We start from the raw sequence: 15,723 nt of genomic DNA on the forward strand, positions 1-15,723 counted from the left end.
TATTTTACATGATATAGTTTGAGTATAATATACTAAATATATTTATATTAATACTAAAAGGGCTTAATTTGTCAATAAATTTTAATTTATCAGTGATATTATATTTTCAAGGGTCTTGATCAGCACTAGATGACACATAAAACCATTATGTAGAGTGTTAAATTTTAAGATCATATTATGAGTAAGATCATATTATGAGTAAGATCATATTATGAGAGAGAGGCTTTTAAAATTTTTATATAAAATAACTTTTTATAAAGATTTTTTGTTTTTAATTTTTTAAAAATCTCAATAGATTAGATCAGTTGAGTCTATTGATAAATTTACCGAATCTTTTTTTTTCAAAATTTTCGACGCTAAACTAATTATCGCCAAAAATGCTAATGGTTGAGAGAAAGATATCGAAGTGAAGTGGTTTTATTTTAATTATTACAACATATAAAGTTTATTGAATATTAAAACGCTAAAATTTTGTATATTGTCAGCTTTAGTGACTTTTTAAGATCAAAATAATACCTGCAAAAATTATATATTATTTCAAGCAATTTTAGTTTCATGTTAAAAATAAAATTTTTAACATGAATAACTATATAATACAAGAGATAATAGTAAGTAATTTATTTATGCGGTACCGTTTTAGATCGTTATAAGCGTATTAATGTTTATTATAACTGTATTTTTATAGTCATAAAACCATGCATTACTAATTTATGATGGAGTAACAATGATGAATTACTCTGTTCCTTTTTACCATGTTTTTGTATTCATGGGTGTATCCGGTAGCGGTAAGTCTACTATTGCTAACGCAGTTGCGTATCATTTACATGCTGCTGTTTTAGACGGAGATTTCTTGCATCCGCGTGATAATATTGAAAAAATGTCATCTGGGCATGCGTTAAGTGATAGAGATCGTTACCCATGGCTAAAAGCTATTAATCATGCGATATTTGCTATGCAACGTACTAATAAACTGTCACTTATTGTATGTTCTGCGCTTAAGAAGAGTTATCGAAATATATTACGAATGGATCATCCTAATCTATCATTTATTTACCTTAAAGGGGATTTTGAGACTATACAAGAACGTCTTCAGTCGCGTAAAGGACATTTTTTTCAGTCTCAAATGTTGATAACACAATTTGCGATTTTAGAAGATCCCGGTAATGATGAAAAAGATGTGTGGTTGGTTAATGTTAATCAATCATTGCAGTGTGTTATAGATGCCACTATCAAAATTATTGATAATGTGATTCAATCTCACATAGGAGAGTCTTCATGAATACAATAACGCTGATATTAACAGCAGTTGGCTCGGTATTTCTTTTGTTATTTTTAGTTATGAAAGAACGCATGCATGCCTTTATAGCGCTAATCTTAGTTTCTATCTTTGCAGGTGTTGCTTCTGGCATGCCACTAGAACATATTACTGCCACTATGCAAAAGGGAATGGGGGGCACACTCGGATTTCTTGCTATTATTGTGGCGCTTGGGGCAATGTTTGGAAAAATACTTCAGGAAGTGGGTATAGTAAATCAGATTGCTTTTTTTATATTAAAAATCTTTAGTGAACGTAGTGCTTCTTATGCATTAGGTGTTGCTGGATTAATTTGCGCTCTACCTTTATTTTTTGAGGTGGCAGTAGTTCTATTGATTGGTATTGCTTTTGCGGTTGGGCATCGCACTGGAGAAAATTTAGCAAAACTACTTTTGTCTTTATTTTCCGGGATGGCTGCTGCTTCTGCTTTTTTATTGCCTGGTCCAGCGCCTATGCTGCTAGCTTTGCAAATGCATGCAGATTTTGGGTGGATGATATTATTAGGAGTCTGCGCAGCTATCCCAGGAATGTTAATTGCAGGCCCTATGTTTGGTGGTTTTATTAGTAAATATGTTCAATTTCAAAAAATTCATGAAGAGACTGTCACTCAATTGAAAAGTAATCATCTGCCATCGTTTCCTATAAGTTTGTTGTTAATTTTATGTCCGCTAATTTTAGTATGCGTTAAAACAATTGGAGAGTGTTTTGTCTCCCCAAATGAGAGTATTTATAATTTTTTAGAGTTAATTGGTCATCCATTTATTTCTATTCTTGTTGCATGTTTACTAGTTATTTATGGTATAGCGCGTCCTTGTGGTATCGATAAAGATAAAATTATGCAGATCTGTACCTCATCACTTCATCCAGCAGGTATTATTCTCCTAGTTATTGGTGCTGGTGGCGTGTTTAAGCAGGTTCTAGTAGATTCCGGTATTGGTTCAACTTTGGGGCGTGTCTTAATAGGATCAGATTTACCAATTGCAGTAGCCTGTTTTGTGTTGGCTGGCGTGATAAGGATCATTCAGGGGTCTGCTACTATTTCTTGTTTAACAGTGGTTAGTTTAGTAACCCCTGTTATTGATCCATTGCATTATTCCGGGGCGCAATTAGCAGCATTATCAATGTGTATTTCTGGTGGTTCAATTATTTTAAGCCATGTGAATGATGCGGGTTTTTGGTTATTTAGTCGTTTTACTTCTGCTACAGAATCTCAAACATTAAGGACATGGACAGTAATGGAGACCATTTTAGGAAGTGTTGGGGGGATGGTTGGGATTATAGCGTTCAAGTTATTATCATAATTTCTTAAAAAGATAATTCTAAAATCTCGCAGGAGAAGATTTAATTCTATAAACTCGATGATGTAATTTATAGATTACTATAATTAATAGCGTTTCTTGATTTTTTAGCTTGTGATGATTTTATGTTGTAGATTTTGTGTTAATCTGTTTAGTTATTAGATAGTTATTAGATCGTTATGAGATATAGAGGATAAAAGTATTACCATAAAGTAATAATTAGATCATATGAAACATTTTAATAAATATCAATACATTGGGGAATGATTATGGGTATGCTATATGTATATAGTTTTATCTCTAAAAGTATTCGTAAAAAAAGCATATAGTCACAAAACCAGGCTTACTAAAATCTATATCATGAATATACTGAGACTATTATATTTGTTATATTTTATAGCATTGTGGTTTTTATTTTATGTGCGCGTTATTAACTAAGATTAAATAATTCTTTTTGATTATTGTATAATTTTTTGTGATTTTAAAAAAAATTTCCATGATTTTATTTTATCACTGTAATTTTTTTATGTTGTATATAGTTAAGATGCTCTATAAGAGCAACATAAATGCTATAATGTTTATATAAAAATTTTTAATTTCTCTAATATTTCTCTAATATCAGATATATATTTTATATATTTGATATAGCACATGTCTGTGCATAGTAAAAAATTTATTTTATTGATTCAATTGTCAGAGGTATGTGGAAAATTTTGATTTATTGAGTATGTTATTATTTTATTTTGTATTGGCATTATGTTTTTATAGTTAGTATGTAGTAGTAATAGTGATTTTTGTTTTTTCTGATTGAAATTACACATCTATTTTTTTTGATAGTTCATGATTGATTTTACTATACATTAGGTTGATATTTTTAGTGATTGTTAATGAAAAATTTTTATTGATTTTATTCTTCAGTATTTTTATTACATTTTTTGAGGTGAGGTATTGTCTCTGGTAAAGTTTTAATAAATAATGTATTATTTTTTACTGCATTTACTACTGCTCTTGGAGTAATTGTAGCACCGGTAAATTGATCAAAATCTCCTCCATCTTTTTTTACTGCAAAGTTAGCAATATGATGCTTATCTACTATTTTATCATGAAAGCTATTTATCCAATTAGAAAGGCGTAATTCAATTTTATCACCTAGCCCTGGCGTTTCGTGATGTTCGAGTACTCGGGCTCCGTAAATTAGACCATTAAAGTTAGCTCCTACAATTATTTTAATATTACCAGAGTAACCATTAGATGCGGTAGTTTCTAGCGCTACCGCTACAGGTTTTTCATCTTTTTTCGCTATATATAATCGATGTTCTATGTTATCGCCTAGCTCTGGATTTCGGATGATATAACATGATGATTGAAGATTATTATTATATAGTTTTGACGGAAGGACTTGATCTAATAGATTTTGTCGTGTTAAAGATCGTTGATCTTGAATTGCAGGTTTTGTTACTTCATGAATAATTGCCGTTAAGCCTGTAGTGATGGCAGCAAATATAGCAAGGATTACTCCATTTTTCCGAATGATGTTTAGCATTATATTATTCTCTTTGGATAATGTCCAAAAACACGTGGTTTTGTGTAATAATCAATTATAGGTGCACACATATTTGCTAATAATACTGCAAATGCTAATCCATCCGGATAACCACCATAACTTCGAATTAGCCATGTTAAAAATCCAATAAGCGCGGCATAAATTAAGCGTCCATGATTAGTAGTTGCCGAAGTAACGGGGTCGGTAGCAATAAAAAATGCACCCAACATGGTAGAGCCAGAAAATAAATGCACCAAAGGTGGTAGTAAGTGATCGGAAGAGAAAAACCAACCTATGCTTGAACAGATTGTTAGAGAGGTTAAAAATGCCAGAGGGATGTGCCAACGAATTATACGTGTGATTAATAGGAAAATTCCTCCAAGTAAAAAACTAGCATTAATGCATTGCCAGCTAGGGTTATTTATTGACATGATATTATATATCGGTTGTGCAAGAATCTGGTTTGTTGAAAACCCTTCATGTAAGCTAGTTTTAAAGTGATCTAGGGGGGTGGCCTGCGTTATAGAATCAATATATATGGATTTTTTTTTTGTTTGGATTAAATTAGTCTGTGTTTTGGGATGGATGATTATTTCTAGAGTTCTGGATAAACTAGGTTGAATATTTTTCAGTCCATACAGAGAACACCATGTGGTCATTTGTACTGGAAAAGATATTAGTAGCATTATATAGGCAGCCATAGCTGGATTAAATGGGTTATTTCCTAGTCCTCCATATAATTGTTTAGCGATTATTATCGCAAATAACGTACCAATTGTTATTACCCACCAAGGAGATAACGCTGGTATACTGACACCTAGTAATACAGCAGTAAGTAGCGCTGAGTTATCTTGCAAAGTGTTTAATATCGGGTAGTGACGCAGGCATAAAATTATAGATTCAGCGATTAGAGCTACGCTGATAGAAATAAAGATTTGTATGAGATTACCCCAACCACATAAGTAATATTGTGCAATTAAACCTGGTATCGTTGCAATTAAGACTAAAAGCATAATGCGATTAGTGTTGTGGTTTTTGTTCCACCTGCGGCAAGTGGTAATACAAACACTCATATGACCGATTACTCCAATATTTTAGGTGTAGAATAGATTTTCTGATTCCGATTTGTGAAATATAGATGTTTTTATTCATATGATAGATGATTCATATGAATTAAGAAATTTCATTTTTTCTACATGATTATCGTGAATTTGAGTGCATGATTGTACATATCGTTGCTCGATATATCTTGTAAATACATTAGGTGAAATAATTTTTCTATTATTCTATTCTTAGTTTCTCAAAAGTCTAGCAAAAATTAGCCTTGTATTAGTTGAATATAGATAATATAGAGAACAGTTATAATATTTATTTTTTTAGATATTAACTGTTATTTTTAGATATTTATATTCTGCGTAACTTTAGTCGCTATTGCTGAGAGTTGTGAAAAGAGAGGATTATGTTGGTGATTTATAGTTGAGGGGAATTGTTTTTAATTGGTTTATTTTTTTGTGATAATCTCTTTTTTCGTTTTTCAAAACGAGTTTTAGCAATAATAGAGCGTTTACTATCCGCATCAAGGTTCCGAATAATTTCTTTTTCTTTTTGATAGTATCGCACAAGTGGAATATTACTTGGGCAAACATATGAACACGCGCCACACTCAATACAGTCAATGACGTTGTGTTTACGAGCTTTTTCGTGATCACCCCCTCGAATAAACCAGTATAGTTGTTGCGGTAATAAGGATACTGGACAAACATCAGAACATATACCACAACGAATACAGCTTTGTTCTACTTTATTTATTTTAATTTCTTCAGAATCTGGAGCTAAAATACAATTAGTAATTTTAATTACTGGTATAACGTCTGTTGGCAAAGGAAGACCCATTAAGGCACCACCCATTAGTATAATTTGTTGACCTTTAGGATTAAAACCAGCATGCTTTAGTAGATAATTAATTGGGGTACCTAATCTTGCCCATAGATTTCCAGGACGACTTAGAGATGAACCGGTTAACGTAATGACGCGTTCAGTAAGTGGTTCTCCATTAATAATAGCTCGTTTTACTGCAAAGGCAGTGCTAACATTTTGAATAAATACGCCCATTTCAGAAGAATGCTGATTATATGGAACCTCTTTTCCTGTTAGTATTTTTATTAAGTGTTTAGCGTTACCCGAAGGGTATTTAGTGGGGATAACACGAATAGAGATGGATGGATTCATATTATGTTGTAGTGTTTTTTTTAATGCTAAAATGGCTTTTGGTTTATTATCCTCGATACCTATTAGAATTTGATGCGCTTGGAGAATCCAAGCTAAAATACGAACGCCTTCTAGAACTTCTAGAGGATGATCTTGTATCAACTGATCATCGGCTGTAATATATGGTTCACATTCGACAGCGTTAATAATTAATGTGTTTATTTTTTTTAATCCAGATTTTAGTTTAATTGCAGTTGGGAATCCCGCACCGCCTAGTCCAGCTATTCCAGATTCATGAATAATTTTTAATATTTGCGAACGATCCATATCACGGTAATATTTAAAGTTTTTTTTATGGTAGCATTGATCCTGCCCATCTGGAGTAATAAATATACACGTTTCTAATAAAGATGCATGAGCTGTTGCATGTGGTGTAATTTTTGTTATTACACCAGAAGTAGGTGCGTGTACTGGCAACATACTGCCATTACCATGTGTGAGCGCCTGACCACGTAAGACCTGGTCACCTTCTTTTACATTAACTTCACCTTCAGGTCCTATGTGTTGTCGAAGAGGTAAAATGAATTGTGGTGGTAAAGGTATTTTTTGTATCGGAGTATTACTGGACTGACTTTTCATATCTAATGGATGAATTCCACCGTGAAAATCCCATAGTTGGTTTTTTTTAATTTTCTTCTTAAATATTCGTAACATGGTTTTGTACCAAAATGGTTCGCTCAACAATGCTGTTAGGTTGATCCCGGTAAGATGTGTTAAGAGTATTAGATGCTATATTCATATCAATGCAGTGTTTTGGGCATGTGGCAAGGCATAGATTACAACCCGTACAGATTTCACTCAACACTGTGTGCATAGTTTTTTTTGCTCCAATTATAGCATCAACTGGACAAACTTGAATACATTTAGTGCAACCAATACAGTTATCTTCATTAATCCATGCAATTGTATGCTCGGGTTTACTTATAGCTGAATTATCTAATGGTTGTGGATCAATATTAATTATTTTAGCTATTTTTAACATAACGTATTCCCCACCAGGGATACATTTATTGATTATTTTATCTTGTTTTGCAATAGCATTTGCATAAGGCAGGCATCCCGGGTAACCGCATTGTCCGCATTGGCTTTGTGGTAAAATTTTATCAATTTGGTTAACAATTATATTTTCTGTTATTGCAAAACGGTAGGATGTGTATCCTAATAAGGAGCCGCAAATAAAACTAATTGTGCTTAAAACAGCCACGGATATGCAGATTGAAGTGATCATGTTTTAATTAGTCCAGTAAAACCCATAAATGCCATGGCCATTAATCCTGCGGTAATCAAAGTAATAGATGCCCCTTTAAATGGTGATGGTGTATCAGCTAGAGCTAAACGTTCTCGTATACCAGAAAATAAAATCATCACTAGTGAAAATCCAATAGAAGCGCTAAATCCATATAGAGCAGCCTGCATAAAAGTATGATGAAGGTGGACACTTAAAATAGGTACACCAAGAACGGCGCAGTTGGTGGTAATCAATGGGAGAAAAATACCTAAAAGTTGATAAAGGTGCGGGCTTGTTTTACGCATTACCATTTCAGTAAATTGCACAACAACGGCAATAATAAGAATATATGTCATGGTCCGTAAATAGATTAAATCCAGTGGTAGTAAGATTAACAGATTTACTGCCCAAGATACAATCGAGGCGAGGGTCATGACAAATGTTGTAGCAAGACCCATACTAATTGCAGTCTCTATTTGTTTAGAGACTCCCATAAAAGGGCATAAACCAAGAAATTTCACCAATACAAAATTATTAACTAAGATTGTACTAATAAAAAGTAATAAGTAGTCAGTCATGAGGTATACTTTACTCTCAATTTAAATCAACTAGATAGATAATATTTTTCTAAAGTGATTCATTCAGGCTAACTATTATGTTTTTTGGTATTAAAAAGATTTTTATTAAAATAGAAAGGAGTCATATTTACGCCTCTGGCACTAATATCCAATTAATATTCATACGGATGAATTATTTATATATCATTAATTAGTTTTGAGAAAACCCATGAATTTATATAAAGATATAGTTGGTATGAAAATACAAAGACAACTGTAAGATATTTTTTAATATAATATAAAAACTGTTTGGTTTTATATTAAAGCCACCAATTAATAATAATTATTTTTAAGTCATTACTTCTTAATGTGTCAATCTTTGATAGACGAGTTCTATTTTAGTTGTGTGTCTTGGAGTTATTTCTTGATTTTATTTGTATAAATATTAGGCATCAAATTGATTTGATTGTATTTTTTATGCCACGGATTTTGTAAGGGTATTTTGTTGAATTTTATGTATCATAATAAGACATATATAAAAAAATATCTATTGAATTTTATTCATTGTTAATATTTTAAGTGAGCTGATTGCTATTGAATCTTTTACAAAAATATTATTATTAAGATATTTAAGGTGTGATATGTGTTTTTTTTGATAAAAAATGAGATAAATTATAGAATCGACAATAATTCATACAATGACAGCTTTAATTAAGGCTAATCAATGGTCATGCTATACACTATAGTTTTATATATGCTCAGATAAACTTTAGAGAACGTGCTTTCTTAATTGGTTGGTAATATATATGATTCGCGAGATTAATAAGTTGTCTCGCATATTTGGTGTGTTGTATGTAGATTGTAATTTATTATTCATAGCTCTCTAAGGATTTATTTCTCGATTTTATATTGTATAATGTATAACATTAGTGTTTCCTGATAGTATCAATTTTAACTATTTTTAATATCGCCACTGACATTAATTATTATTAAGATTTTTTCATATGATTAGATTAATAATATGAGCTCGTGTATCATATTTGATGGAGGAGTATATGAAAAAATGCATGCTTAATGAAGCAGTTAACGACTTACGAACGATTGGTGATATGTTGCGATGGTCAGTTAGTTGTTTTGCTGCTGCTGATTTACATTATGGTCATGGTACTGATAACCCCTGGGATGAGGCGATTCAGCTGATTTTTCCTACGCTTTATTTACCCTTAGAAATTTCAGATATTGTATTTTCCGCTAGACTGACATATAGCGAAAGACAGAGCATTGTTGATCGTGTAGAGCATCGCATTAATGATCATATTCCTGTTGCTTATTTAACAAATAAGGCGTGGTTTTGTGGTTATGAGTTTTATGTTGATGAACGTGTACTGATTCCACGTTCTCCTATTGCTGAATTAATTACTCAGAAATTTTCTGGAATCCTTAATAAGGAGCCTGAATGTGTTCTTGATATGTGCACCGGTAGTGGCTGTATAGCTATTGTTTGTGCTTTAGTATTTCCGCATGCAACGGTTGATGCGGTAGATATTTCTAGAGATGCATTAGCTGTAGCTAATAAAAATATTGATATGTATGATTTGAAAAAACGTGTGACACCTATTTATTCTGATTTATTTGATGAGTTACCTATAAAACAATATGATTTAATTGTGACCAATCCACCATATGTGGATGTTGACATTATAAAAGAGTTACCTAAAGAATATCATCATGAACCTATACTTGGTTTTTTGGGTGGTGATCATGGACTAACATTATTGTTTCGTATTTTAAATAATGTGGCGCAATATTTAAATATAAATGGGATTCTTGTTTGTGAAGTTGGTAATAGCATGAATGCTTTGATTACTAGTAACCCAGATATACCTTTTAATTGGATTGAGTTAGATAATGGTGGTGGTGGGGTGTTTTTTCTTACAAGAAATCAAATAATTAATATGAAGAATAAAGAAAAAATTATAGAAAATTAATATAATTAAATTAATTTAATTATATTAATGATGATACTGTCTTGTTTTTTTGCGATAAACTCCCTAATGAATGAATGAATGAATGAATGAATGAATGGTATTATATAGCTTAAGTTAGATTTATATATCATCTAATTTAGAAATAAAGTTGATACAAAAGAGTCAATACATGATATATAGTATTTTTATACTAATTAAACTAAAAGATTGTTTGTAGAGTATATAATTAAGATTTTTTTGTAAGTCTCAGATTCTTAATTAATGCAATCTATATATATTATACGAGGTGAGTTAGATTGTATAGATTGTTCATTTAGATTGTTTATTAGGATCAAAATTACTATATTTTTTTAGTTTCTTGGTTATGATAAAAATTAGAACTCCAGGTATATAAAGCATCATCGACAGTAGTAAATTTAAGATACCTGATGCATATATTAACCAGGTTCCGTAGGCGCCTGAGCCAATTGATATAAGAGTTATAAAGGGTTTATGTAATTCACGTGAAACTTTAAAAAGATAAGCACTAACTAACAAATATGGCATTAGTATCATTTCTGATGCGATGCTGAGCAATGTGTTATAATTACAATGAGTTAACCAAATTAATATTAAAGCAAGCTGTACGCATATATTTGTCAGAGATAAAGAAAGTTTCGATGCCTTAGGAGAATTTTGAGTTGCAAGTGCGCGAACTGGGCACAAATCATGCTGTGCAGCAATCACAGGTACTTCTGAAGCCATGATAGTCCAGCTAAGGTATGCGCCACATACCGAGAGAATAAGACCAGTGATAATAATAATACTGCCCCAGCTCCCTAATAAATGATTCATAATTCCAGCCATGGCAGGATTTTGCATTTTTGCTAATTCTTCTCTTGGGATCACACCTAAAGATAGTAAACTAACTAGTAAATAGATTACCAACGCTATAAGCACGGCAAACATTGTAGCGCGCCCAATGTCATGTTTATTGCGCGCGTGGGATGACATAACTACTGCTCCCTCGATTCCAATAAAGACCCATAAAGTAATCAGCATGGTGTCTTTTACCTGCTGAGATAGTGATTTTTGTAACGATAAACCAGTAAAATCAAAACAAAAACAATGATATTTAAAAGCGCTGATTGCTAAAATAATAAATAACCCGAGAGGCACAAGTTTAGCTAATGTTGCAATAAGATTAATACTGGCTGCTGTTCTAATACCTTGCAAAACTAATGAATGAATCAGCCATAATAAAAAAGAGGCTGCTAATATGGCTTGCCATGTATTACCGTTTCCAAATATAATGTGATTTGGAGAGTCAATAAAAAAACTTATAGAAGAACAGACAATTACTAAATAAGAGGCATTTGCAATTACTGCACATAACCAATATCCCCAGGCAGAACAGAATCCGATAAATTTTCCAAATCCTGCTTGAGCGTATATAAAAATACCACCGTCTAAATGAGGTTTTAGTCTACTCAGTAATAGTAATGTTAATGCTAGTAGCATTACACCGCACCCAGTAATACCCCACGCTATAAGTAACGCAGCAGGGCTGGCAATTTCTGCCATATTTTGTGGCAAGCTAAAAATACCAGCCCCTAACATTGAACTGAGAACAAGTGCAGTTAGCGCACTTAAATTTAAATTTTTACTCAAAAAATACCTCAAATATAGAATATAATATTAATTAATTATTATTTATAATGGTTTAATATCATTACTAACGTATGATATAAAAATAAATATATATTTCTTATATTTAGCTTAAGCTAAAATTTTCATCCAAAATTATACTCATCAAAATCATTTGTACGGGCTCGTAACTTAGTATTAAAAAAATTTATTTATATAGTTATTTCAATAATTCTATTAAAGAATAATTCTTGAATAATGTGATTCAACTTTGATTGAACCATTACGTTGTTTTTAAAAAACATAGCATGTGTTATAGGTAATATTATTTTTCGCAAAATATACTATCTTTGTAAGATTTTTTTATCTTAATCAGTATGAGTGCTATAAGCATGTTAACTATCCGGATAGTATCTGATATATTTTAATAGGTTATCGTAAAACTTGTTTATTTTTTTTCTACAGATGCAAATAATTTATATTTGATACTAAGTATTATTATTTAAATTTTTAAATTTTAGTGATTTATTTCTGGAGATATACAAAAGGTTTCTTAAAAATTAAACTACTTATTAGTTTTCATTATATCTCAGATCTGAGTAAAGAAGATGTTATCTTACGATCATAAATTTAGATAGTACGTGAGTCCTGAAGATAAGATCATTTATCATAGATCGTAATGAGTATATATTATTTGAGATTTGAAGATAAAAACTTAAAATTAGTGAATATTGTATATACTGGTTTTTGAGTAAAAACATACATTTTCACTGTTACTGGATACGTGTATATCTGTGTTTTTGTCTAAAATCTTATATAAATAAAAGATATTTAAATAAAAGCGTTTATAATTCATGAATTTCTCTTAAACCAAGTATTTCTAATTCGATAAACTATTGTCTGGATAGGTTATTGTTAGAAAGTTAATTACATTAACGAGCATCATATAAAACATTGATACATTGCTAAAAGCATCTAGTGCAAAGATGCTGATGACATCATACAGTATAAATAACTTTTATTGTAGCTAATATTAAGAATATACGTAGGATAATTTTACAGAAGAATAGAATTCTACAATCAAACAAAAGTATATTATTTTTTTTGTTATGATTAAAGATGTCTGGAATCTCACGTCGCTACAAAAACTAAACAGTCTTTTTATTTCCAGTTCTTTAGAGAAATAGGATTTTATTTTTTTATGATGCGGCATGAACGTTAAATATTTAATTTGTATTGCCATCTTAAGCAAAAGATAGAAAATCATTGATAGATAAAATAGGATTATTTATAATAATTCTTTTTTTGTATTTATTTAAGATTTTTTACTATAAGTTTTTTATAAATATTGATTAATTAAAATAATTTACTCTTACATATGCAAAAACTTATAGTAATTTTTAAAAATATTTTTGTGGATGTATAAAGTATGCTACATATTAAGTGATATTTACCATAAAACTTTTGCACTAATACAGAGCTGCTTTATTACTTATTGTACCGGCCTTATCTAATTACTCGATTAGATGATACCATCGATATATATAATGTTTTTATTAATTCACTTGCAGTTATAGTAGATAACCGAATAATTTTTACCTTTATTTTTATTATTGTATAATATTTATATTGAGGTTTTCACGGTTGACAGAAGATTCTAAGAAATTATGAGATAAAGATAAAAACTATAGTATATCTATGATTGATTTTTAAAAAAGCGCAAAAGCAAGATATAAATACACACTGATATTTTAATTATTTTTTTTCAGTTTTTGTAAAATTTTATGCTAAATATGCAATATTGACATTATTTTTTCTCTAAATTTTGTGTGATTAATTTTTTTATGATATAGCTTAATAGCATTCTGTGTCATCACATTAGGTTGAAGTATTTAGTATCGATGATATATAGAAATATGCTTGGGATATTTTAATCTAGATTAAAAAATTAAAGGTTAGTTAAAAAGATTCAACATTTAAGGAAAGCTCAATGTCTTTTGTGTAATCTAATAGTGCTTGAAGCTTTGCTTGTTTATTTGGATCAACGTGATGCTTTACATAAAGTAACTTAATTTTATTTTTATATTCTTGTATGTATATCGGATTTAATATTGTACGTCGATGCTTTAACCATGCTACTTTTTCTGCAGAAGTTAATAAATCTGGAAAATTTCGCGCACGAAATCGAAAAAATAACTGTTCAAGACGTTTATCATAAAACGTGAGATTTAAGGTTGATAGGTTTTCTATAGGAGAATTGCATATAGTATTGATTGTAGAGCGATCAACATAACTAAAGAAACCATTATAAATTTGTGTATCTATATCTCCTAAATGGATGTATTTTGCCTTTGTTTTATACAGTTCTATAACTTTTTCACGTATCTTTGTATATTTGAGCAATTGAGCTAGATTATTATCATAGTATTTTAAGTTTATCCCGACACGAAGAGCATCAGATTCTCTTAAGACATTAGCTGGTGCAATAACAGGGCATTTATTTATATAAATTAGTTGTAACGGAAGGTTAAAGTTATTATTGGTTAGACTGTAATCATTACTAAGAGACTGACATGATATATTAGCATTAAGAGCTATAAGTGGCGAAATATCTTTACCAAGATCGCACGTTATTAGAGCGTTTTTATTATTAGGGTGCCATGCTAGTGGAGCAACACAACTAATATTACTCTTTTCTTTTCCAAACCTGCTAGAAATAAAAACAAAACTGCGCATTTTTGAATAATTTATTAATGCACGGAGATTATGTTTTTGTCGATGAGTATATAAAAAATTATATAATTTCGGTTGTTTTTTTTTAATTAATTTTGCAAGAGAAATTGTCGCATATACATCAGATAATGCGTCATGTGCGCTGTGATGAATTATCTGATTTTCCTTGGTGATGCTTTCTAGAGAGAAAGTAGGAAAGCCTTGATGGTTTTTTGGCCAACGAACACCATCTGGGCGTAAAGCATAGCAAGCTCTAGCTACATCTAACAGATCCCATCGACTATTAGAATGTTTCCAGCTCCAATCATAAGGATCATAAAAGTTTCGGTAGAATAAATTTCTACTGACTTCATCATCAAAACAAATATTGTTATAACCTACAATGCAGGTGTTAGGTACGCAAAATATTTCATGAATACGTTTAGTAAATTTTGCCTCATTTATACCCCGTAACTGGGTAATTTGTGGTGTAATGCCTGTTATAAGTACTGCTTCCGGTTGCGGTAAATAATCATTTGCTAGGCAACAATAAATAATTTCAGGCTCGCCTATAAGATTGAAATCCATATCAGTGCGTATTGCTGCAAATTGCGCTGGTCTGTCTAATGATGGACTTATTCCAAAGGTTTCATAGTCATAAAATAGAAAAGTAGGTTGCATAAATATAGTTTCAGTGTATAGCGTTCCTATAATCAAGTATACAATTTTTTATAAGTTAAGTTAGGTATAGAACTTTATGCTGATGAAGAATACATTATTAGCTATGATTTAAGTTCGTGTCGTTATAAAATAATGATCAAAAATTAGTTAATAAGATTTATAGAGTATATAATATCATTATTTATAGTATTTTAAGATACTTGTGTATATCTTTTATTTAAAATAAATCAGATCACTTGATATTAATCATGTATAGTAAGAATCAATACGTGCAATATGAGATAACAGTTAAGACCAAATGATAGGTTTTAAAAGTAAAATATAGATATTTTATATTGTGATAGATCACGTATTATTCTTTTTCTTTAGATAGCATGAGGCTGATTTCTATATTTATTTGTCTATATAAATTTTCTGGTAAAAAATTAATCGCGTCTACTTGTACGAACACCAGATACCTAATAGTAAATTTGTTTTTATAAGCGCAAAATTTAGTAATAACGGGGA

The 15,723-nt window shown here is 30.6% G+C and carries 9 protein-coding genes and 1 pseudogene; 3 read left to right on the plus strand and 7 right to left on the minus strand.

The window, feature by feature from the left end; genetic code table 11:
* Nucleotides 1-727: 727 nt before the first annotated feature.
* Both gntK and gntU read left to right on the plus strand, forming a co-directional pair.
* On the plus strand, nucleotides 728-1,279 hold the full coding sequence (gene gntK, locus ERCISPPS3390_RS00140) for a gluconokinase (RefSeq protein WP_197095379.1): 552 nt from the start codon (nucleotides 728-730) through the stop codon (nucleotides 1,277-1,279).
* Complete coding sequence (gene gntU / locus ERCISPPS3390_RS00145) at nucleotides 1,276-2,616, plus strand: gluconate transporter (RefSeq protein WP_197094850.1); 1,341 nt, start codon at nucleotides 1,276-1,278, stop codon at nucleotides 2,614-2,616. Before gntK ends, gntU begins: the two co-directional genes overlap by 4 nt.
* A gap of 904 nt (nucleotides 2,617-3,520) precedes the next feature.
* Here the strand turns inward: gntU and rsxG are convergent.
* From rsxG to rsxA, 5 genes and pseudogenes are all read right to left on the minus strand, one after another.
* Nucleotides 3,521-4,156, minus strand: a complete 636-nt coding sequence (gene rsxG / locus ERCISPPS3390_RS00150; protein WP_197094851.1) for an electron transport complex subunit RsxG — start codon at nucleotides 4,154-4,156, stop codon at nucleotides 3,521-3,523.
* Nucleotides 4,156-5,229, minus strand: a complete 1,074-nt coding sequence (gene rsxD / locus ERCISPPS3390_RS00155; protein ID WP_197094852.1) for an electron transport complex subunit RsxD — start codon at nucleotides 5,227-5,229, stop codon at nucleotides 4,156-4,158. The genes rsxG and rsxD overlap by 1 nt, the downstream gene beginning before the upstream one ends.
* 433 nt (nucleotides 5,230-5,662) lie before the next feature.
* Nucleotides 5,663-7,078 (minus strand): annotated as a pseudogene (rsxC, locus tag ERCISPPS3390_RS00160) (electron transport complex subunit RsxC); the annotation flags it as partial.
* Nucleotides 7,062-7,649 carry an electron transport complex subunit RsxB gene (gene rsxB / locus ERCISPPS3390_RS00165; protein ID WP_197095380.1) on the minus strand — a complete coding sequence of 196 codons (588 nt, stop codon included), beginning with the start codon at nucleotides 7,647-7,649 and terminating at the stop codon, nucleotides 7,062-7,064. The pseudogene rsxC and the gene rsxB, both read right to left, overlap by 17 nt.
* Entirely contained in the window at nucleotides 7,649-8,230 is a 582-nt protein-coding gene (gene rsxA / locus ERCISPPS3390_RS00170; RefSeq protein ID WP_197094854.1) for an electron transport complex subunit RsxA, read from the minus strand. Before rsxA ends, rsxB begins: the two co-directional genes overlap by 1 nt.
* A gap of 1,034 nt (nucleotides 8,231-9,264) precedes the next feature.
* On the opposite strand from rsxA, the gene prmB reads away from it, so the two are divergent.
* The gene (gene prmB, locus ERCISPPS3390_RS00175) at nucleotides 9,265-10,197 is read left to right on the plus strand and encodes a 50S ribosomal protein L3 N(5)-glutamine methyltransferase (protein WP_197094855.1); all 933 of its coding nucleotides are present in this window, start codon (nucleotides 9,265-9,267) and stop codon (nucleotides 10,195-10,197) included.
* Between the two features lie 309 nt (nucleotides 10,198-10,506).
* Here the strand turns inward: prmB and ERCISPPS3390_RS00180 are convergent, their stop codons facing one another.
* A complete protein-coding gene (locus ERCISPPS3390_RS00180) occupies nucleotides 10,507-11,847 on the minus strand; it encodes a basic amino acid/polyamine antiporter (RefSeq protein ID WP_197094856.1) in 1,341 nt (446 codons plus the stop codon).
* Nucleotides 11,848-13,782: 1,935 nt separating this feature from the next.
* Nucleotides 13,783-15,216, minus strand: coding sequence for an exodeoxyribonuclease I (sbcB, locus tag ERCISPPS3390_RS00185; RefSeq protein ID WP_197094857.1), 1,434 nt, complete (start codon nucleotides 15,214-15,216; stop codon nucleotides 13,783-13,785).
* Between the last annotated feature and the right edge of the window lie 507 nt (nucleotides 15,217-15,723).

This window comes from Candidatus Erwinia haradaeae (assembly GCF_900698885.1).
In the GTDB taxonomy this organism is placed as follows: domain Bacteria; phylum Pseudomonadota; class Gammaproteobacteria; order Enterobacterales; family Enterobacteriaceae; genus Erwinia_E; species Erwinia_E haradaeae_H.